The organism is Endozoicomonas sp. ALB115, assembly GCF_049310245.1.
Classification (GTDB): domain Bacteria; phylum Pseudomonadota; class Gammaproteobacteria; order Pseudomonadales; family Endozoicomonadaceae; genus Endozoicomonas.
In genome coordinates, this window is sequence record NZ_JBLYZG010000032.1 from 16,652 (window position 1) to 36,294 (window position 19,643).

The window sequence follows — 19,643 nt, forward strand, 5'->3', positions numbered from 1 at the left end:
AATTCCTTGTCTCAGTGCTTGAAAACAGTCATAGCTTGTATTGATAAATTCAGATTAGTTATGACCAGTCTGTGAGTCATTACTACTTAAGTCACAAGGATGATTAAAAAATGCAGGGGGAGTAATTAACGTTATGATTTTTAAGTGGTACTAAGGACTTGATCAAGGGCTGGATGCAGCCCTTCTACTATTTATCAAGAGCCTGACTATCAAGAGCCTGATTTTCAAGATAGTTATCTTTCAGTTTGACATAGTTTCCAGCGGTGTATTGGAAGAAACTACGCTCTGTTTCCGATAGTTCCCGTGTTTTTTTGGCCGGGTTTCCCTTGTAGACAAAACCACTCTCAAGATGCTTGCCCGGGGGAACCAGACAACCGGCTGCGACAATCACCTCTTCTTCCACCACGGCACCATCCAGAATAATGGCACCAATACCAATCAGACACCGGTTATGGATAGTACAACCATGCAAAACCGCTTTATGCCCTACCGTTACATCATCACCAATGGTCAACGGATGGCCAGCGGGGTTGTAATCACTGGCATGGGTAATGTGCAGAACTGAACCATCCTGTATGCTGGTTCTGTCGCCAATACGGATGGAATGCATATCGCCACGAATAACCGCCGTTGGCCATACCGAGCTATCGTTCCCGATCGTGACATCGCCAAGCACAACCGCACTGTCGTCGATATAGACCCTTTCGCCAAGAACTGGCATTTTATGATTGAAGCTTCGGATGGCTTGACTCATTGAGCGGGGCTCCTGTGGTGTTTCTGCCTCAGTGGATGCAAATAATGTCTAGGAGGCTGTCCGAGAATAGACTGCCCTACTGCGGTGGCAGCAAATTGGTCTAAGAAGTCGGAATTTTTTAGTAAATAGAACCACTATTGACTAAAAAATTCCGACTTTTTATCCTCAATTTTCTGCCATCCTCGCTACGGGCGCTATTCTCGGACAGCCTCCTGGTGCATTGACCGGATTCTGCTTGAATTCACCGGATGACGCACCCATCTATTACCAATAATTACCATGAAATTTAAAAAGTATAGAGAGCTGTCTTATGATTAACCCGCTACTGGAATCCAGTGAACTTCCCCCATTTTCCAAAATTCTGCCGGAACATGTAAAACCCGCCATTGAATCCATTATTGCTGATAATGAAAAGGCGCTTGCCGCGTTACTGGCTTCCGGTGCCGCTCTTGGAGGTGCCGCTTTCGGATGGCACTCTTTGCAGGAGCCCCTGGATCAGCTGGATGACCGGTTGGGGCAAGCATGGTCACCGGTTGGTCATATGAACGCGGTCGTCAACAGTGAAGCACTGCGGGAAGCGTACAATGGCTGTTTGCCGCTGCTATCTGAATACTCTACCCGTCTTGGCCAGAACCGTCAGTTGTTTGAGGCTTACCAGTCTCTGGCAGATTCTGAAGCGTTTAAGCAGCTGGACAGCGCTCAGCAGAAAGTGATTAACGATAACCTCAGGGATTTCCGTTTAGCCGGTGTTGCCCTGGAAGATGAGCAGAAATCCCGTTACGGCGAGATCAAAAAACAGCTGTCGGAACTGACCAGCAAATTCTCTGACAATGTTCTGGACGCCACCATGGCCTGGAGCAAGCTGATTACCGATGAATCGGAGCTGGCCGGATTACCCGAGTCTGCCCTGGCCGGGGCAAGGCAGCTGGCCGAGTCAAAAGAGAAGGCGGGCTGGTTGTTGAATCTGGATTTTCCAAGCTACTTTCCGGTGATGACCTATTGCGATAACCGGGAGCTCAGGAAAGAGGTTTACACCGCCTTCTCTACCCGCGCGTCTGACCAGGGGCCAAATGCCGGGGAGTTTGATAACACGGACAACATGAGGCAGATCCTGCAGCTTCGCCATGAACTGGCCCGGTTACTGGGTTTTGAGAACTACGCTGAATACTCCCTGGCCACCAAGATGGCGGAGTCCCCGGATAAAGTCATTGAATTTCTGCAAGACCTGGCCGCCAAAAGCAAGCCTCAGGCGGAGCAGGAGCTGGCGGAACTGAAAGCGTTTGCCAAAGCAGAGTACGGCGTTGAAGATCTTGCAGCCTGGGATGTTGGCTATTATGGCGAGAAACTCCGGCAGCAGCGGTACGCCATTTCCCAGGAAGAACTGCGCCCATGGTTCCCGGCGGAAAAAGCCATTGCCGGAATGTTTGACGTGGTCAATCGACTCTATGGCGTTGAGTTTGCCACCGTGGATAACGTGGATACCTGGCATAAAGATGTGCGCTTTTTCAACATCACCAGAGAAGGAGAGGTGATCGGTCGCTTTTACCTGGACCTTTATGCCAGGGAACATAAGCGTGGTGGTGCCTGGATGGATGTCTGCCGTTCCCGCTGGCAACAGGATGGCAAGTTACAACTGCCGGTGGCCTACCTGACCTGTAACTTCACACCGCCGGTGGGCGATAAACCGGCGCTGTTAACCCACGACGAAGTGGTAACCCTGTTCCATGAGTTTGGTCACGGTCTGCACCACATGCTGACCAAAGTGGATTATGCGGCGATTTCTGGCATCAGTGGCGTTGCCTGGGATGCTGTCGAACTGCCCAGTCAGTTTATGGAGAACTGGTGCTGGGAGAAGGAAGGGCTGGCCATTATCTCCGGTCATTTTGAAACCGGCGAGCCGCTGCCGGAAGCGATGCTGAATAAATTGCTGGCGGCAAAAAACTTCCAGTCTGCCATGATGATGGTCCGGCAGTTGGAGTTTTCACTTTTTGACTTCAAACTGCACAAGGAATATCGCGATAACATTGATGTTCAGTCCGTGCTGGATCAGGTGCGCCAGCAAGTGGCAGTGGTGATGCCGCCATCTTTCAACCGTTTTCAGAACAGTTTCAGCCATATCTTTGCCGGGGGTTATGCTGCGGGCTATTACAGCTATAAATGGGCTGAGGTGTTATCCGCTGACGCGTTTTCACGCTTTGAGGAAGAAGGGATTTTTAACCGGGAAACCGGTGAGTCCTTCCTCCATGAGGTGCTTGAAAAAGGCGGTTCTGCTGAACCTATGGAGCTGTTTGTCAACTTCCGCGGCCGAGCGCCAGAGATTGATGCGTTGCTGCGACACAGCGGTATTCAAACGGCTTAATGGCTTGGGCTTTGCAGTTTTTTGCCCCAACCATGATAAGTTTTGCCGTTAAATGACGGCTATTTGAAATAAATACGCAGCAGAGCGCTTGAGGTGCTTTCTGTTGCGTATAACTGTCACATCAGTCAGGGATTAAGAGCCATGAAAACCAAGCGCTTTATTGCAGGAGCGGTATGCCCTTCCTGCGGCACAATGGATTCAGTTCGAATGTTCCGCAGTGAGACTGAGCGGGATTACCGGGAATGCGTGGAATGCGGCTTCAGCGATGAGATGGAAGTCAATCCGAGGCTGGAGGGGAATTTGCCAGAGGCCCGTATTGCCCGGGAAGAGAGTATTCTGGATGATCATACCGACATTATTCGATTTGTTGATGATCCACCTGTAAAAAAGCCGTGAGGGTGCATTGATGATGGTCTACCTTACTGCGTGAAATAATTGGATTTTGACAACCAACCAGAGCTGCCCGGCAACAACCGGGGGCAAGTTCAGTTTGTATGTTACCACCAGCACCGGTATCCGTGACTCCTGAAGAAGCGCTGTGTTTACAGGCCTCCCGGCAGTGTTTCAATCTTGAGAAGCAATGTTGCACGTTTAGAGGACTTCAGGTCACAAGGTTAGATGTGTTCAGAAGCTTGATGCTGGTATTAGAAGATGCCTCAGTGGGTGCGACTGTAGGAGGAGCTATAGGCTGTGTTACTGGTGGTATTGCCGGGGCTATAGCAGGTGGTATGGCAGGAGCTGTAGTAGGCGGTATGGCTGGTGGTGCAACAAGTGCAGTGGTTGTTCATCCGGGTAATGGAAATACTGCATTAATGCGTGCCATTAACGGTGTTCTGGGAGGTGGCATCGGAGGTGGCGTGGGTTTTTTCCTGGAAAATGACCTGGGAACAGAGCTAGCTGCAAAAGGTGCGATAGATGGTGCCATAGTCGGAGGTCTGGTTGGTTCAACCTTAGGCTTAACTACAGGCGTCATAATTGTAAAAAACAATTTTTTTATCAGGAATAGAGTCGTAGAGAGATCAGACCCTGTAGTTCGGCTATCCAGCACTGAAGAGCTTGATCAAATACAGGCGCCTTACGGAGTTAAAACCCCCATTCACGGTGAATCAGTCCGATCGACAATGATTGTTATGGAGAACGAGGAAATCACTGGAAAAAAGGTATAACGAAAAATACAGATCACATCGCAGAAGTGGTTGCTCAGTTTGTTGATGAACAGTTTCACCATCCCCTATTCTTACCGCTTGTTAGTACTGCGATTACGGATCACCTCTATTATCTTTTATCAAATGTTGTCAGGGTACCGGAACCGTAGACTGGTTATCATTAAGACACTGAAATAAAATTAAAGTTCATCAGGCTGGCTGGTTCAGGCCGAGGCTGTAAATTTAAGCTCAATACCCAGGTTGTTGGAAAGGCAGTTCCAGCGTGACCAGATCCTGATCCACTCCTCAGCACTGCGATCATGGATAAACTCCCTGAATTTCTCTTCATGATAAATCGCTTGCGTGCGCATCATCTGATCCACCGTTTTATCCACAATCACATCCAGGGCATTGGCAAACTTTTCCCCCAATATTGAATGAACAATCAGGTTCGCCCAGGTCATATTCATGGGGATGAGCGTTGATCCGGTTTTTACAAGATATTGGTCGTTTACTTCTTCAATAAGCCGATGGGCAAAATAGGCTTTATCAAGCAATAAATCGAGCCCGGAAACGGGTTGATCCCGGGTTATGGCCGCCATAAAGTTTTCTTCAGCAATATCCAGAAATGGTGAGATAAACCGATGAATACCCACTTGCCGGGAGGCTTCATTAAGCGCTTCCAGAAAATCCGGCACATGGTCAATATAATCCATCGTAAAGATCAGCAATGTCTCACAGGCATTATCATCAGGCAGCTCAATTGTGCGATGTAATTGTTCAATCCGATCACTGATAAGCGTTTGCAGATGTCTGCTTTGCGCTTCCAACTCTTTGACCTTAAGGATTAACTGTCGGATTGCCTGTACATCCATATTGACCCCCTGTGTTCATCCATTCGTGCCAGCAGGAATGACTGGCAATGGCTGTCTGGTAGATGTTTAAAAAACCATAGTACCAACTATAAAACAAGAGACGGTAAATATTCATTTTTCATATATTTCAATATTTTTATAAATAAAAAATAATATAAAAAACACTGCAAAATAAGGGTTTTTCTAAATTTTGGAATCTGTTGTGCAGTCAAAAAAATGGCACACAATATATGCTATGCCAGCTTTTTCCAGAGGCATCTCAGGGGTGCCTGGAATGATAGAAATTTTTTTCAACAGACCGGAACTATCTGTTGTTCAATTGGATCTAATGACCGCGAAATGGTAAGCGATGGAAGTCGTCAATTTTGTCTGACTGAAATCTATGGCCTCAAATTAACTAAAGGGTCTGTAGAGCTATGCCTCCGTTAGCAAATTCCGATGCTCAGCCAATACCTTTACCACCGTCTGAACCAGAAGTCAGCGAAGCTGCTATCGCAACTGCATTCAATAGCAACGTTCAGATAACACCCTCCTGTTCACGCCAGCTACCTGATTCCGGGGAGCGTCCAGAGCTCTCGCTGGATGAACAACAAATTACTGCTGTTGAGCCTGGTGGCGTAAAAACAGAGCTTGGCATATCACCGACGAAGTTTCAGGAAAATGATATATTGCTGATTTACCCACAAGATTTTTCTGACCACTCCAGTGTGGATTTGCACGTAAATCCGGGAAAACTGAAAGATGCCCTTAGATGGCATATTCATGGCATATTGGATGATCGTTATGAAAGTTTTCAGATCGAAGATGAACCCACCCGGGAAGAAGAACAGTCATTAGCAGATTCAATAATAACAAGGTTGCCGGCAGCGTTATATGAGTTCCTTAACAAAGACTGGTCTGGTAGAGACTGGTTTGTCCCCGAGGAGTATCAAGCTCTGGCGAAGTTCCACTTTGCATTCATTTTTTTCAATGAAGACGATCTTTTGAATTACGAGATATGTGAAGAACAAGGTTGGGAATACCCAAGTTACGGGTACGAAAAGTGCGGTGAATTTAAAAAATTTTTGATAAAGGAGTGCTTACCTCTGCTCAAAGGCTGGAGCGAAGACGAAGTGCGGTATATTAAGGAGTGGCTGAACTACGAATTGAAACGTTGTCAGAAATATCCTGACCATGATCGCCTGAAGAGCTACGTCGATTATTGTCATTATGGCCCATTAAAAGCTGATTGTGTGTCAATCTGCGACCGTAGTTACCGCATACATGAAAACCGGGCTGCATATAATCGCATTAAAAACCTTGAGAGCCAGTTGGAAAAATTGTCATAAGACTGCCACTGGTTTGCCGAAAATGGTGTCTTTGAGCCAAACTAGAGGAAATAAGTGCTTATGTATTCATCAGTAAATTTTCCTGTTCAGCCACATTTACCTCTGGTCAAATCAGACAGCCCTCAAGCTATTGCATCTGCTGAGTCGAATGGTAAAGTTCAGGAGATTCCTGCCTCTTTACGCCATCTTCCTGATTCCACAGAGTGCCCAGAGCACCCACTGGATAAACGTCAAATAACTACTCAAACGTCTTGTGTCGTTAAAGCAGGGCCTGAACAATCACCGACAAAGTTTCAGGAAAATGATTTATTACTCGTTTATCCTTGTAATTCTGTGAGAAGAGTCACAACACCCACTCTTGATTTGAAGATCAATCCAGAAGAACTTAAAAACAGGCTTGATTATCACATAACTGGATTTTTGAGAGAACGTTGGATAAGTGGACATAGAAAAGGTCCTGCTACTCAGGAGGAAAAAAAATCACTGGCTGATTCAATATTAGCAAGGTTGCCTGCAGAACTAACTGAGTTCCTGAACAAAGACTGGTCCGATAAAGAGTGGTTTGCTCCCGATGAGTATCAAGCCCTGGCGAGGTTCCACAGCGCAATTATTTTGCTTGAAGATGAAGATTTGGACTACCGGAGTGAAAAAGAGGAAGATGAATTTAACGAATTTTTTAGAAAGGAGTGTTTACCCTTGCGTGCTGGCTGGAGCGAAGACGAAGAAGACGAAATAGAACTAGAACTCATTCAGTATTGGTTGAATGAGGAACTGCAGCGGTGTCAGGATTATCCTGAAGCTGAACGGATGAACGAATACATTAAAACGTGCCATTATGGTATATTCAAAGCCGACTGTGTGACGGTTTGTGATGAATGCATTTACCGTATTACTGAAAACTGGAAACCATACGGACACATTAAAATGCTGATGAGTCAGGGTAAGGGATCGCCGTAACACAGTAAATATCTCAGGTGGTTTATCGATTGAATTTTCATAAGACTCCTTGTCTTATCAAGTAAGGAATTGTCCGAGGGCAAAAAGGCCATCGGTCCTTGCCTCTGGCAATGGTCGGCGATTGCTGGAACTGATGATTAAAGATGGCAAGTCTCTGCTTACTGTTGGATCGACAGAAATAAATTAATTCACCCGTTCGGATAAATCGATAGAATCCGATTATCAAATTAAAGGATATGAATTGCTATGCATCCGTTAGCAAGTTCCACTGTTAAGACCCCTGTACTTATGCCCGAATCAGACAATTGTCCAATTATTGCCACTGGAGGATCCAATGGGTCAGTTTATGAGGCTCCTGCCTGTGCACGCTATATTCCCAATCAACAGGTCTGCGCAGGGAGTCCAGAGCAGTCGGTGGATGAACATCTGATCACTGCTCTAACGTCTTGTACCGTAAAAATAAAGCCAGAACAACCTAAGGTAAAGTTTCAGGAAAATGATTTATTACTTGTTTATCCCTGTAATTCTCACCTCGGACGCGCTCCCGGTCTCGATTTGGAGATCAACCCGGAAAAACTTAAAAACAGTCTTGAATTTAACATATCTGAATTTTTGAGGAAACGATGGATAGACGGAAAGAGAGAAGATAGCCCTACTGAGGATGAAACAAAGTCACTGGCTGATTCAATATTAGCAAAGTTGCCTGCAGAGCTGACTGAGTTCCTGAACAAAGACTGGTCTGGTAAAGAGTTGTTCGCTCCCGAAGAGTATCAGGCACTGGCCCGGTTCCACAGTGCAATGATCCTGGCTAAACATGAGCGTATTAATTATTTGTGGGCATTCGTGAATGACGAAGAGTGTGAAGACGTTAACGACTTTATTGTTAAAAATAATATTCCCCTGAGCATTCTCTGGAGCAAAGACGATGAAGAATTTCACGAATTTTTTAACAAGGAGTGCATGCCCCTGCGTGATGGCTGGAGCCTGGATGAAATAAAGATTATAAGGTATTGGCTGAAAAGGGAGCTGAGTAAACCCGTTAAAACGTGCCACTATGGCATATTAAAAGCCGGTTGTGTAACGGTCTGCGACAACTGTAAATACAGTGTTATGGAAAACTGGGAAATGTATGAGCGCTTCAAAATGTTTATGAGACAGAAGCAGAAATTGTCGTAACACAGCCATTTTTGCAGGTGGCTTAACGTTTGATTTCATAAGATCCCAAAGAGGCAACGGCGAACCCTGTTTATAAAGGGTGATAGAGCCTGGTTAGACTTACTGCTTCTCTGATTTTTGCACAGGGGATTGTCTTTAGTTACAACAGAATGTCTTGGTTATAAATTTTTGTACCATAGAACCTGAATAAAATATTGTTTAATTACAGCCCTTTACAGGCGTGATATGGGAAATGTCAGGAGTCTATTAAACGACATTTATAGTATTTTAAAATTGGCGATTTCATTTTCTTTCAGCATGTTGTTTAATGGTTTTTTAGAACTATACTCTATAACGATTATTGTCAGACTTAGAGTGTTCTGCTTTGAATGATTTGCCATAGGATTTTTATGGCATGAGGTGTTGGATTTGCAGTTATGTGTTTGCTAAGCATTTTGTTTTGGTCTCAATACTGATTGCATATCTGCTCTTGAATAGATGTAGTGGGGTTTTTCAGATCAGATAATTATAAGTAATCTCGCTTCCTCTCAATAAACCATCTGTGGTTTACCTGCGTAAATGACACAAACGGGCTTTATCATGGGGTGGAGACGATGAACGCTGGTAACAACACAAGACCATTGGAAAGGTCAGTATCGTGACACAGGCAACCGGACGAAAAACTGCTCCGTTGGCAGTCGCACCTCTGAGAAGTAAAGCAGCGCAACAAATCTGCACAATAATAATAAGAAGTTTCCGCTGCGATCAGCGGATAGTCAGGGGATGTAAGGGAATAATGATGCAGCAGGCGAAATCTCTCTTTCTTCTTCTTGCGGGGCTGGCTGTAACGGGTAGTAGCCGTGCTGCATGGGAAGTCAATATGACCGAAGGTGTGACGGCGGTCAGCCGGAATATCTACGGACTCCATATGACCATATTGATGATCTGTGTCGTGATCGGCCTGATTGTCTTTGGTGTCATGTTTTATTCCATTTTCAAGCACCGTAAATCCAAGGGCGCAGTAGCTCACCAGTTCCATGAAAGCACACTGGTTGAGATTGTATGGACATCCATTCCTTTTCTGATCCTGGTGCTGATGGCCATTCCGGCGACCAAAACGCTGGTGGAAATCTACAATACTGACGAGGCCGATATTGATATCAAAATTACCGGCTATCAATGGAAGTGGCAGTATGAATATGTCGGAGAAGATGTCTCTTTTTTCAGTAACCTCAGTACACCCCGGGAACAGATCAGAAATGTTCGGGACAAAAACCCCAACTATCTTCTGGAAGTGGATGAGCCGCTGGTGATTCCTGTGGATAAAAAGGTTCGCTTTCTGGTGACCGCTGCTGACGTGATTCACTCTTGGTGGGTGCCTGCCCTGGCAGTCAAGCGTGACGCTATTCCAGGATTTATCAACGAAGCCTGGACCAATATTGAAGTGCCCGGTACTTACCGTGGGCAGTGTGCCGAACTGTGTGGTAAGGATCATGGCTATATGCCCATTGTGGTTGAGGCCAAGTCACAGGAAGACTATGACGCCTGGCTGCAGGCGAAAAAAACCGCAGCGGGCAAAGAGCGTGAGCTGACCGACAAAACATGGACCATGGCGGAATTGATGGACAGAGGTGAGCAGGCCTACACCAAGGCTTGCGCTGTATGTCACCAGCCCAATGGTGCCGGCATGCCGCCGATCTTCCCGGCGCTGAAAGGCAGCCCGATGGCCACTGAAGCGGATCAGATCGGGGCGCATGTCGATATTGTTATGAACGGTAAGAAGGGCTCAGCAATGCAGGCCTTTGCCGGCCAGCTGAGTGAGGTGGACCTTGCTGCCGTGATCACCTATGAGCGGAATGCCTGGGGCAATGACACCGGTGAAATGGTGACCCCTCAAGAGATTGTGGAGTACAAGAAAACTGGCGAATATGTAGAAGATCCGGCCAAGCAGACCATGCCAGATAACCAGCAGGCGAGCCTGTAAGGAGAGTAGATATGACTTCGGTAACAGATACTGCTTCTTCCCTGGATCAGGAGCATCATCACGGGCCTGCCAAAGGATTGATGCGTTGGGTTCTGACCACCAACCACAAAGACATTGGCTCCATGTACCTGTGGTTCAGCTTCATTATGTTTCTGACCGGTGGGGCCATGGCCATGATCATCCGGGCTGAACTGTTCCAGCCCGGACTGCAGATTGTCGAACCGGCTTTTTTCAACCAGATGACCACCATGCACGGTTTGATCATGGTATTCGGTGCCGTTATGCCGGCATTTGTCGGGTTGGCTAACTGGATGATTCCCATGATGATCGGGGCTCCGGATATGGCCATGCCGCGGATGAACAACTGGAGCTTCTGGATTCTGCCCTTTGCTGCCGTGATGCTGGTGAGCACCTTGTTTATGGAAGGTGGTGGCCCCAACTTCGGCTGGACCTTTTATGCGCCACTATCAACAGACTATTCACCGCCTTCAACAACATTTTTCATCTTTGCCATCCACATGCTCGGGATCTCTTCCATCATGGGGGCGATTAATATCATCGCGACCATCCTGAACCTCAGGGCTCCGGGGATGACCATGATGAAAATGCCCATGTTTGTCTGGACCTGGCTGATCACGGCTTATCTGCTGATTGCGGTAATGCCGGTGCTGGCGGGTGCAGTGACCATGATGTTGATGGATATTCATTTCGGTACCAGTTTCTTCAATGCCGGTGGTGGTGGTGATCCGGTACTGTTCCAGCATATTTTCTGGTTTTTCGGGCATCCGGAAGTGTACATCATGATTCTCCCCTCCTTCGGGATTGTCTCTGCCATTATTCCAGCATTTGCCCGTAAGCCCCTGTTTGGCTATACCTCCATGGTGTACGCAACCGCCAGTATCGCCTTTCTGTCGTTTATTGTCTGGGCGCATCACATGTTCACAGTGGGCATCCCGCTGATTGGCGAGCTGTTTTTTATGTACGCCACCATGCTGATTGCGGTACCCACCGGGGTGAAGATATTCAACTGGGTGACCACCATGTTCCGTGGTTCCATGACCTTTGAAACCCCGATGCTCTTCTCCACCGCCTTTGTGGTGCTCTTTACCATTGGTGGTTTCTCAGGACTGATGCTGTCAATTGCCCCTGCTGACTTCCAATATCACGACACCTATTTCGTGGTGGCTCATTTCCACTATGTACTGGTGCCGGGGGCAATTTTTGCCATCTATGCTGCCTGCTACTACTGGCTGCCAAAATGGACTGGCTATATGTATGACGAGACGCTGGCCAAAGTGCACTTCTGGATGTCCTTTATCGGGATGAACCTGACGTTCTTCCCAATGCACTTTGTCGGGCTGGCGGGCATGCCACGCAGGATACCGGACTACGCACTGCAGTTTGCCAACTTCAATGAAATGGCCAGTATTGGTGGTTTTATGTTTGGAACCACGCAGCTCCTGTTCCTGTTTATCGTGATTAAATGCATCAGGGGGGGAGCAAAAGCCGAGGCCAAGCCCTGGGAAGGTTCTGAAGGGTTAGAGTGGAGTGTGCCATCACCAGCCCCCTATCACACCTTCACCACACCACCGGATGTAAAGTAAACGACAGGAGTCTGTATGAGTGAACAGGATAGAGAGCAGCCTGAAGCCATCGAGCATTCAACTCGCCGTACTGTCATTCGCTCCATACTCGTAGCTTGTGGCATGTTCGGTTTTGGTTTTGCCATGGTGCCACTGTACAACGTGTTCTGTCAGGTGACTGGCCTGAACGGCAAGACGGATCCTGACCCATACATGTACAAGGCGGCAGAAGCCAAAGTGGATACCAGCCGCGATATCAAGGTGCAGTTTGTGGCCACGAAGAATGCGGGCATGAGCTGGGACTTTTACCCCAGCACTCCCCAGGTCACGGTGCATCCCGGCGAACCGGGCCTGCTAAACTTTGTTGCGAAAAACCCCACGGGTAAAACAATAGTGGGCCAGGCCATTCCCAGTGTGACGCCGTTTGAAGCCACCAACTTTCTGCATAAGGTCGAGTGTTTTTGTTTTACCACACAGACGTTGCAGCCATGGGAAGAAAAGGTGATGCCACTGCGGATTATCGTCGATCAGGACCTGCCGAAGCATATAAAAAAGCTAACCTTGTCTTATACGCTGTTTGATGTAACCCATTTGAACTGAGTGTTTTGAGCTTTATTTTCTAAAGAAGATTGTTCGGGAGAAAAGGCGTACTCCCTGTCAGATCAGGAGAGGTGAAAGAAAGTACTATGGCTACCGAAGGTACCTACTACGTTCCGGCCCAGAGTAAATGGCCAATCATTGCGTCTATTGGACTTTTTCTGACCCTTCTTGGGGCCGGCATGATGATGAATGACATGAGCGCCGGTGTTAAGGACTCTAGTGCACACTATGTGTTTTACGCCGGTGGCCTGATTATGGCCTGGATGCTGTTTGGCTGGTTCGGCAATGTCATCCAGGAGTCCCGGGCCGGGCTTTACAGTCCACAGATGGACCGGACATTCCGCTGGGGAATGTTCTGGTTTATTTTTTCCGAAGTGATGTTTTTTGCCGCACTGTTTGGCACCCTGTTCTATGTTCGGGTTCTGGCCGTCCCCTGGCTTGCCGGTGAGGGTGAAGGGGCGATGACCCACGAGATGCTCTGGCCAGATTTTACTGCGAGCTGGCCACTGATGGTAAATCCGGACAATGATCTTTTTGTTGGCGCTGCTGATGTTGTGGATCCCTTTCACCTGCCGCTGTTGAACACGCTTCTGTTGGTTGCTTCCAGTATCACACTGACACTGGCCCACCACGCACTGCGCGCTAATGACCGCTACAAGATAAAACTGTGGTTGATCCTGACGCTGGTGCTCGGCACCGCATTCCTGTTTTTCCAGGTTGAAGAGTACATCGAGGCCTATAACGAACTGGGGTTGACCCTCAGTGCTGGTATTTATGGCTCAACCTTCTTCTTGTTGACCGGTTTTCACGGTGCACATGTAACACTGGGAGCCATTATGCTGGCGGTGATGCTTGTGCGGGTTTTTCAGGGACATTTTGAGGCAGATAACCATTTTGCCTTTGAAGCCGCCAGCTGGTACTGGCACTTTGTAGATGTGGTATGGGTTGGACTGTTTATTTTCGTTTATCTGATTTAACGGTTATCGATACAACCAGGGTGCCTGGCTGTGGATATCTCCATGAAGCCAGGCGGCAACAATAACCACCATAATCAAAACAGTGAGACCGATACGAACTTTCAGGGAGTTCAGCAGTTTGGGCGAACTCTTCTTCTCAGTCAGCAGAAAATAAAAGCCGGTACCCAGACTGATAACCACGGCAATAAAAAGAACAATAACGACGAATTTTATCCACATATTCCTGGCTCAAGAAAGTTATCCACAAGGCAAACTCCTGAGATGAACTCAGTATTTTCCGCACTTTCTGGGACACAATAGCATAGAAAGACCGTTCACTTGATGTTTGGATTCAGATTGAAGTTGACCCTGTTAGTGATTGCCACCCTGCCGGTACTGGTGAGTCTGGGCTTCTGGCAGCTATCACGTTACGAGCAAAAGTTGATGCTGGAGCAGGCTTATGAGTCTCGCCATGCTCTTGAGCCGTTGTCACTTTCCCAGGCTCAACGTCACGAAGATCCGTTGTATCTCCCTTTTACGGTGAGCGGCCGGTTTGACCCGGATCGCTACTTTCTTTTGGATAATCAGGTTTTCCAGGGTGAGGCCGGGTATGAGCTGTTCATGCCGTTTCTGACCGATGACGGAGCATGGTTGCTGATTGACCGGGGTTGGATTGTCGCTGGTGATCGGGAACGACTGCCGGAGGTGATGACAGATCCGGAGCATCTGATACTGACCGGCTTTGCGTATAAGCCCTTGGGCAAACCCTTTATGCTGGCGGAAGACATCTGGGAAGAAGGCTGGCCGAAACGCATCCAGGCGTTTGACTCACTGAAAATATCGGAAGCCATGGAGAGCACGACGCCGGATTTTTACATGGTGCTCAGAGCGGGTCAGCCGGGTGCTGAACAGATGCGCCCAATGGTGATTAATCTGAAATCAGAGAAGCACCTGGGCTACGCCTTTCAATGGTTTGCCATGGCACTGGTCCTGCTCTTGCTGTATGGGTTCCAGATGATCCGCTCAGGTAAGAACCATAAGTAGTTAACCAAATGAAATCATATTTTCTGACTAAGTGGACAGTCACTCTGCGGCGTTACAACTACGGTCACATAGCTACGGCTATGCTCCCTACGTTGTGCCTTGCATAGTAACTGCCCACTTAGCCAGAAAATAAGATTCCATTCGGCCAACTACTTAAGAACAAGCATGACGTGTGAGGTGATCATGACCAAGACAACCACGAATAAGAATCGGCTGCAGCTTGCCCTTGTCATTTTGATCCCATCCATGGCCATGGGGTTGGCCTGGATTATGTACTTTACCGGGGCATGGATACCAGAAGGAAGAAGCAATAAAGGCGAGCTTTTACTACCACCCGCCCAGTTTGCCGCACTGCATCTTCAGGACGGTGAAAAGCGTGTAGATGCCGCAGAAACAGAGGGCCTCTGGCGAGTGGTGGTGTTTGGCAGTGCCCGTTGTGAAGAGTCTGATTGTGTCGCCAGCCTGTATAAAACCCGTCAGGTGCATATTGCCCTGGGAAAAGAGTCTGAACGGGTGACCCGGTTTTACATTGCTCCGGAAAAACCGGTGCCCTCCTCAGAACTTGAAACGGAACATCCGGGCATTTACTGGCTGAACGCGGACAAAAACCATGTGCAAACAGCGCTCGGCCTTAAGCACTGGCCAGAGAACCGTATTTTTATCATTGATCCGCTGGGTAATCTGATCATGGGATACCGGGTTGATCAGCCCGGTGGTGATGTGCTGAAAGATCTGCAAAAGCTGCTGAAAGCGTCCAATATCGGTTAATGGGTACTAAATGATTATTGAGTCATTGGTTTTTGTTTAATGTGGTATTTTTTGGTTAAAAAAAGGGTTGGTAATGGGTAGTCAACTCACTGGAGTGGCAATGAAGAAAAAAGGATTTTATCTGGCGCTGATCGCAACGCTGCTGGCAAGCATTGTGGTTGGTGTGGGTGCCTATACCAGGCTGGTGCATGCCGGGCTGGGCTGTCCTGACTGGCCCGGCTGTTATGGTTTTCTGACTGTGCCGGATACTCAGCAGGAGATTGCCCATGCCGAGTCACTCTTTCCGGAGGCCCCGGTTGAAGTTGATAAGGGGTGGGCAGAGATGATCCACCGTTATGTGGCTGGCTCCCTGATGCTCCTGGTGTTGATGATTGTTATTCAGGCATTCAGATACCGGCGTGAGCCGGGCCAGCCGTTCAAGCTGCCCATTCTGATCCTTGCACTGATTACCCTGCAGGCCGCTTTTGGTATGTGGACCGTCACACTAAAACTATGGCCTCAGGTTGTAACTGCTCATTTACTGGGTGGTTTTGCCACCTTCAGTCTGTTGTTTCTCTTAACGTTGAGGTTGTCTGGTGTGCATCGAGAAAAGGTGCCGGATAAGCCGTTCCTGTTTCTGAAGTGGCTGGCAGTATTCAGTCTGGTATTGGTGGTTGGTCAGGTCAGTCTGGGTGGTTGGACCAGCTCTAACTATGCAGCCCTTGCCTGTCCTGATCTGCCAATGTGTCAGGGGCAGTGGCTCCCGCCCATGAATTTTGCAGAGGGATTTGATGTCGGGCAGGACATTGGTCCGAATTATCTGGGTGGGCAGCTGCATGCTGAGGCCAGAACCGCCATACATTTTGCCCACAGAGTAGGAGCAATACTGATAGTAATATTGCTGGCGTTGCAAATGCTTATTGCGCTCAGGGTGTCTTTCAGGGTTGGCGGTTCTGTAGGATCAACGGTTCGAAAACTGATGCTGCTGGTTATGGTTATGTTGACGGTCCAGGTGGCTCTTGGCCTGAGCAATATCATCTGGAGCCTGCCGCTGAGCATTGCCGTAGCCCATAACCTGGGAGGTGCCTTGTTGTTGTTATCACTGGTGGCCTATAACTACTTCTTATTCGGCGGTGCTCTTAAGAAAAGTGGTTTGAACAACAGTTTGCAGGATTTGCAGGAAAGAGAGGGCTGAGCATGAGTCAAAGTAATGTATTACCGGCAGGGAGTGCCCACTGGAAGGATTATCTTGAGCTGACCAAGCCTAAGGTGGTCGCGCTGATGATCTTAACGTCGGTTATTGGTATGTACCTGGCAACACCCGGTTGGGTACCGCTGGATATTCTGTTCTTTGGTAACCTGGGCATTGCTCTGTGTGCCGGTGCCGCAGCAGTGATCAATCATGTCGTTGACCGACAGATCGATACGGTGATGGCGAGAACCCATAATCGTCCGGTGGCCACTGGTCGGGTTGAACCGCTCCAGGCGGTCATTTTTGCCTTTATTATTGGTTCGCTGGGAATGGCCATGCTGTTTGTGCTGGTTAATCCTCTGACCGCCTGGTTAACATTCGCGTCCCTGATGGGCTATGCAGTGGTGTATACGCTGATTCTGAAACGGGCAACACCACAGAATATTGTTATTGGTGGTTTGGCCGGGGCGGCTCCTCCCCTGCTCGGCTGGACTGCCGTGGCCGGACAGTTTGAAGGCCATGGCCTTTTGCTGGTACTGATTATTTTTGCCTGGACGCCCCCTCACTTCTGGGCCCTGGCAATCCATCGCAAGGAGGAGTACGCCAAAGCGGATGTTCCCATGTTGCCAGTTACCCATGGTGAGGCTTACACCAAACTTCATATTCTGCTCTATACCATCATCATGTTTATGGTTACCCTGTTGCCATTCCTGACGGGTATGAGTGGGGTGATCTATCTGGTGGGTGCAACCATTCTGGGAGCACGCTTTTTATACTGGTCCATTGTTCTGCTCCGTGACAGCAGACCTCATGCCGCCATCAAGACCTTCAGGTTTTCAATTACCTATTTGATGCTGTTATTTGTGGTGTTACTGGTGGACCACTATTCATTTTATCTCTGGGTGTAAGGAGTCCCTGTGGACACAGAAAGGAGTAAAGGGGTGAAAAAGACGGTCACTATTTTACTGGCAGCCGTCGCTGTTGTGCTCGGGGTGACGGCGAATAAATTTATCAACAAGCCAGCGTTATCCAAAGAGCAGCTCCAACAAATGGGAGCGGTGGTGTTTGAAACACCCAGGGCTTTCACCATGGAAGGGCTGGTTGACCATAACGGCCAGCCATTTGTCGCAGAAAATCTTAAGGGGCGCTGGAGCCTGGTCTATTTCGGTTTTACCTTCTGCCCTGATATCTGCCCGGCCACGCTTAGTCAGTTAAATAAGCTGGACGCATTGCTCAAGGAGAAGTCACCGAGCCTGGCGAAAGAGATGCAGTACCTGATGGTGACGGTGGACCCACGAAGAGACACCCCTGACAAACTGAAAGGCTATGTGCCCTACTTTAATAAGGACTTCACCGGCATTACCGGAGAAATAGCGGGTGTTTATAACCTGGCGGTTCAGATGAATGTCCCGTTCACCCCGGTGGTTGATCCTGAGGATGAGTTTTATCTGGTGGATCACGGTGCCAATCTGGCCCTGGTTAATCCGCAAGGACACTATCACGGGTTTATACGGCCACCGTTGGAACCCGGTAAGCTCAGGACTGTGTTGTTAAGTATTGACAAGAGTCATTGAGTCTTGACTTTTTTACAATCTTTTTGATGTTAAAGCCAGCGGATGCTGGCTTTGCAAATTAATAGAGAGTTCCAACAAAAAAGTTTTTTCAGGGCAACGGTCTGATCGAAAGTGCGATGGGTCAAGAATCGGTCGGAATCATTTCAAGCTCGATAAATTTACTGATTTCATAAACCAGATCAATGGCTAAATTCGCCAATTGTGTGAAGTTTTCACCTTCCTCAGGCGTTCGTATTTTATGTTTGAAATTATTTTTTTTATTCATATTCATTAAAGGTGTCTTGAAGAAGGCGTGAATATCAAGAAAGGTTTCAATACCGTGTGGCTTTAACAATTCCTCATCAAGCTGGGCCAGGTCGAGAACAGGAATGGTGGTTCTTCTTTGATAATAATCAATCGCTTCCTGGAGATCTTCTTCTGGTGTGTGCGCTTCAATAAAACGCAGATGATAATGTTCCTTTAGCAAATTGATTAATGGTTGTTTGATTTTTTTGATGTAATTAATAATTGCTTTTTTTTGTTGATTGGTTTTACTGTTTGTTTCATCATCCAACGGTTTATAATCAGGAATTTTAGTGGTTAAAGCTTCCAACTGTTTCATGTAGACTACTAATGGGTGATTTGGCAGCCATCGGGCCAGTTCCTTTCTGTACGCAACAGCGTCATGATATTTTGTGATGATGACATCGATAGCAATGTCCGCTAATGTACGCTTGAGAGGAGCATTCAAAGTAGTTATTTTATCTGTTGTCGTACTGCCCTTTAAAATGGTTACCTCAGAATACCGAGTATAAAGTTGATTAGTAATCACTTTGGCAGCCATCGCAAGTGATCCATCCGTTGTTTCTGTAAGCACTTTTGTATTTCTGGCAAATCTTGGTAATTTTTTTTCATCACTGATCATTCCTAAATATACTGCCAATTCCCCTACTTTAGGTTTCACTTGAAATGGTTCTTCGATGACCAGAATTTTTCTGGTTAAAAGTTTCCCTGCCATTTCTTTAATAAACCATGAAGTTAACTCCTCATTTTCTTCTGGCGAAGGTGTTTTTGCAGGACGTTGTTCCACGGAAACACTGGGCTGCTGCGAAGCTGGTTCGGCTTTTTTCAGTGCTTTTTGAGAAGCTACCCCTGAAGTACTAATATCAAGATCTCTTTTTAGTAATATTTGGATATCCGCAGGCAGTATGCCAATTTTTCTAAAGCCGTGCTCAACGCAGACCAGATAATGTTTTCCTTCATCAATATCAACGGATTCAACTGGATCCTGTTCAGTTGAGACAAAATTTTTGGGTGAAATCTGTAACCGGGCAAACGATTGAGCATATTCGCTGTGTTCAGAAATATTTGGAAAATTTATTTTCATAACTTCTCTCGTTACTTCCTGCCT

Annotated in this window: 19 protein-coding genes; 15 read left to right on the forward strand and 4 right to left on the reverse strand. The window is 47.4% G+C overall.

Annotated elements, in window-relative coordinates; translation table 11 throughout:
* Positions 1-187: 187 nt before the first annotated feature.
* Entirely contained in the window at positions 188-754 is a 567-nt protein-coding gene (locus ACO6VE_RS14685) for a gamma carbonic anhydrase family protein (RefSeq protein WP_422444390.1), read from the reverse strand.
* A gap of 310 nt (positions 755-1,064) precedes the next feature.
* Between ACO6VE_RS14685 and prlC the strand changes: the two genes are divergently transcribed.
* From prlC to ACO6VE_RS14700, 3 genes are all read left to right on the forward strand, one after another.
* Positions 1,065-3,113 (forward strand): oligopeptidase A, encoded by a 2,049-nt coding sequence (gene prlC / locus ACO6VE_RS14690; protein ID WP_422462013.1) that lies wholly within the window; start codon positions 1,065-1,067, stop codon positions 3,111-3,113.
* Positions 3,114-3,254: 141 nt separating this feature from the next.
* Positions 3,255-3,509 (forward strand): YheV family putative zinc ribbon protein, encoded by a 255-nt coding sequence (locus tag ACO6VE_RS14695; protein WP_422444386.1) that lies wholly within the window; start codon positions 3,255-3,257, stop codon positions 3,507-3,509.
* 239 nt (positions 3,510-3,748) lie between these two features.
* The gene (locus ACO6VE_RS14700) at positions 3,749-4,279 is read left to right on the forward strand and encodes a hypothetical protein (RefSeq protein WP_422462015.1); all 531 of its coding nucleotides are present in this window, start codon (positions 3,749-3,751) and stop codon (positions 4,277-4,279) included.
* 203 nt (positions 4,280-4,482) lie between these two features.
* Here the strand turns inward: ACO6VE_RS14700 and ACO6VE_RS14705 are convergent, their stop codons facing one another.
* On the reverse strand, positions 4,483-5,133 hold the full coding sequence (locus ACO6VE_RS14705) for a hypothetical protein (RefSeq protein ID WP_422462017.1): 651 nt from the start codon (positions 5,131-5,133) through the stop codon (positions 4,483-4,485).
* A gap of 416 nt (positions 5,134-5,549) precedes the next feature.
* Between ACO6VE_RS14705 and ACO6VE_RS14710 the strand changes: the two genes are divergently transcribed.
* From ACO6VE_RS14710 to ACO6VE_RS14740, 7 genes are all read left to right on the forward strand, one after another.
* Positions 5,550-6,461, forward strand: a complete 912-nt coding sequence (locus ACO6VE_RS14710) for a hypothetical protein (RefSeq protein WP_422462019.1) — start codon at positions 5,550-5,552, stop codon at positions 6,459-6,461.
* 60 nt (positions 6,462-6,521) lie between these two features.
* Positions 6,522-7,418: a hypothetical protein gene (locus tag ACO6VE_RS14715; protein WP_422462021.1), complete on the forward strand. Its 897-nt coding sequence runs from the start codon at positions 6,522-6,524 to the stop codon at positions 7,416-7,418.
* A gap of 246 nt (positions 7,419-7,664) precedes the next feature.
* The gene (locus ACO6VE_RS14720) at positions 7,665-8,594 is read left to right on the forward strand and encodes a hypothetical protein (protein WP_422462023.1); all 930 of its coding nucleotides are present in this window, start codon (positions 7,665-7,667) and stop codon (positions 8,592-8,594) included.
* Positions 8,595-9,369: 775 nt separating this feature from the next.
* On the forward strand, positions 9,370-10,557 hold the full coding sequence (coxB, locus tag ACO6VE_RS14725) for a cytochrome c oxidase subunit II (protein ID WP_422462025.1): 1,188 nt from the start codon (positions 9,370-9,372) through the stop codon (positions 10,555-10,557).
* Between the two features lie 11 nt (positions 10,558-10,568).
* Positions 10,569-12,161: a cytochrome c oxidase subunit I gene (gene ctaD, locus ACO6VE_RS14730; protein ID WP_422444374.1), complete on the forward strand. Its 1,593-nt coding sequence runs from the start codon at positions 10,569-10,571 to the stop codon at positions 12,159-12,161.
* Positions 12,162-12,176: 15 nt separating this feature from the next.
* Entirely contained in the window at positions 12,177-12,740 is a 564-nt protein-coding gene (locus ACO6VE_RS14735; RefSeq protein ID WP_101745352.1) for a cytochrome c oxidase assembly protein, read from the forward strand.
* Positions 12,741-12,826: 86 nt separating this feature from the next.
* Positions 12,827-13,717, forward strand: a complete 891-nt coding sequence (locus ACO6VE_RS14740; RefSeq protein ID WP_422444372.1) for a cytochrome c oxidase subunit 3 — start codon at positions 12,827-12,829, stop codon at positions 13,715-13,717.
* 3 nt (positions 13,718-13,720) lie between these two features.
* Here the strand turns inward: ACO6VE_RS14740 and ACO6VE_RS14745 are convergent, their stop codons facing one another.
* Positions 13,721-13,936: a DUF2909 domain-containing protein gene (locus ACO6VE_RS14745; RefSeq protein WP_422444370.1), complete on the reverse strand. Its 216-nt coding sequence runs from the start codon at positions 13,934-13,936 to the stop codon at positions 13,721-13,723.
* A 117-nt stretch (positions 13,937-14,053) separates the two neighbouring features.
* Here ACO6VE_RS14745 and ACO6VE_RS14750 point away from each other — a divergent pair, with 117 nt between their 5' ends.
* The 5 genes from ACO6VE_RS14750 (at position 14,054) to ACO6VE_RS14770 (ending at position 18,253) form a co-directional block, all read left to right on the forward strand.
* Entirely contained in the window at positions 14,054-14,740 is a 687-nt protein-coding gene (locus ACO6VE_RS14750; protein WP_422444368.1) for an SURF1 family protein, read from the forward strand.
* A gap of 183 nt (positions 14,741-14,923) precedes the next feature.
* Positions 14,924-15,508, forward strand: coding sequence for a hypothetical protein (locus tag ACO6VE_RS14755; RefSeq protein WP_422444366.1), 585 nt, complete (start codon positions 14,924-14,926; stop codon positions 15,506-15,508).
* A 100-nt stretch (positions 15,509-15,608) separates the two neighbouring features.
* Positions 15,609-16,682, forward strand: coding sequence for a COX15/CtaA family protein (locus ACO6VE_RS14760; RefSeq protein WP_422462027.1), 1,074 nt, complete (start codon positions 15,609-15,611; stop codon positions 16,680-16,682).
* 2 nt (positions 16,683-16,684) lie between these two features.
* The gene (gene cyoE / locus ACO6VE_RS14765; RefSeq protein WP_209275838.1) at positions 16,685-17,587 is read left to right on the forward strand and encodes a heme o synthase; all 903 of its coding nucleotides are present in this window, start codon (positions 16,685-16,687) and stop codon (positions 17,585-17,587) included.
* A 9-nt stretch (positions 17,588-17,596) separates the two neighbouring features.
* Entirely contained in the window at positions 17,597-18,253 is a 657-nt protein-coding gene (locus tag ACO6VE_RS14770; RefSeq protein WP_422444361.1) for an SCO family protein, read from the forward strand.
* Between the two features lie 121 nt (positions 18,254-18,374).
* Here ACO6VE_RS14770 and ACO6VE_RS14775 read toward each other — a convergent pair whose 3' ends face one another.
* Positions 18,375-19,619 (reverse strand): hypothetical protein, encoded by a 1,245-nt coding sequence (locus tag ACO6VE_RS14775; protein WP_422462029.1) that lies wholly within the window; start codon positions 19,617-19,619, stop codon positions 18,375-18,377.
* Positions 19,620-19,643: the final 24 nt, after the last annotated feature.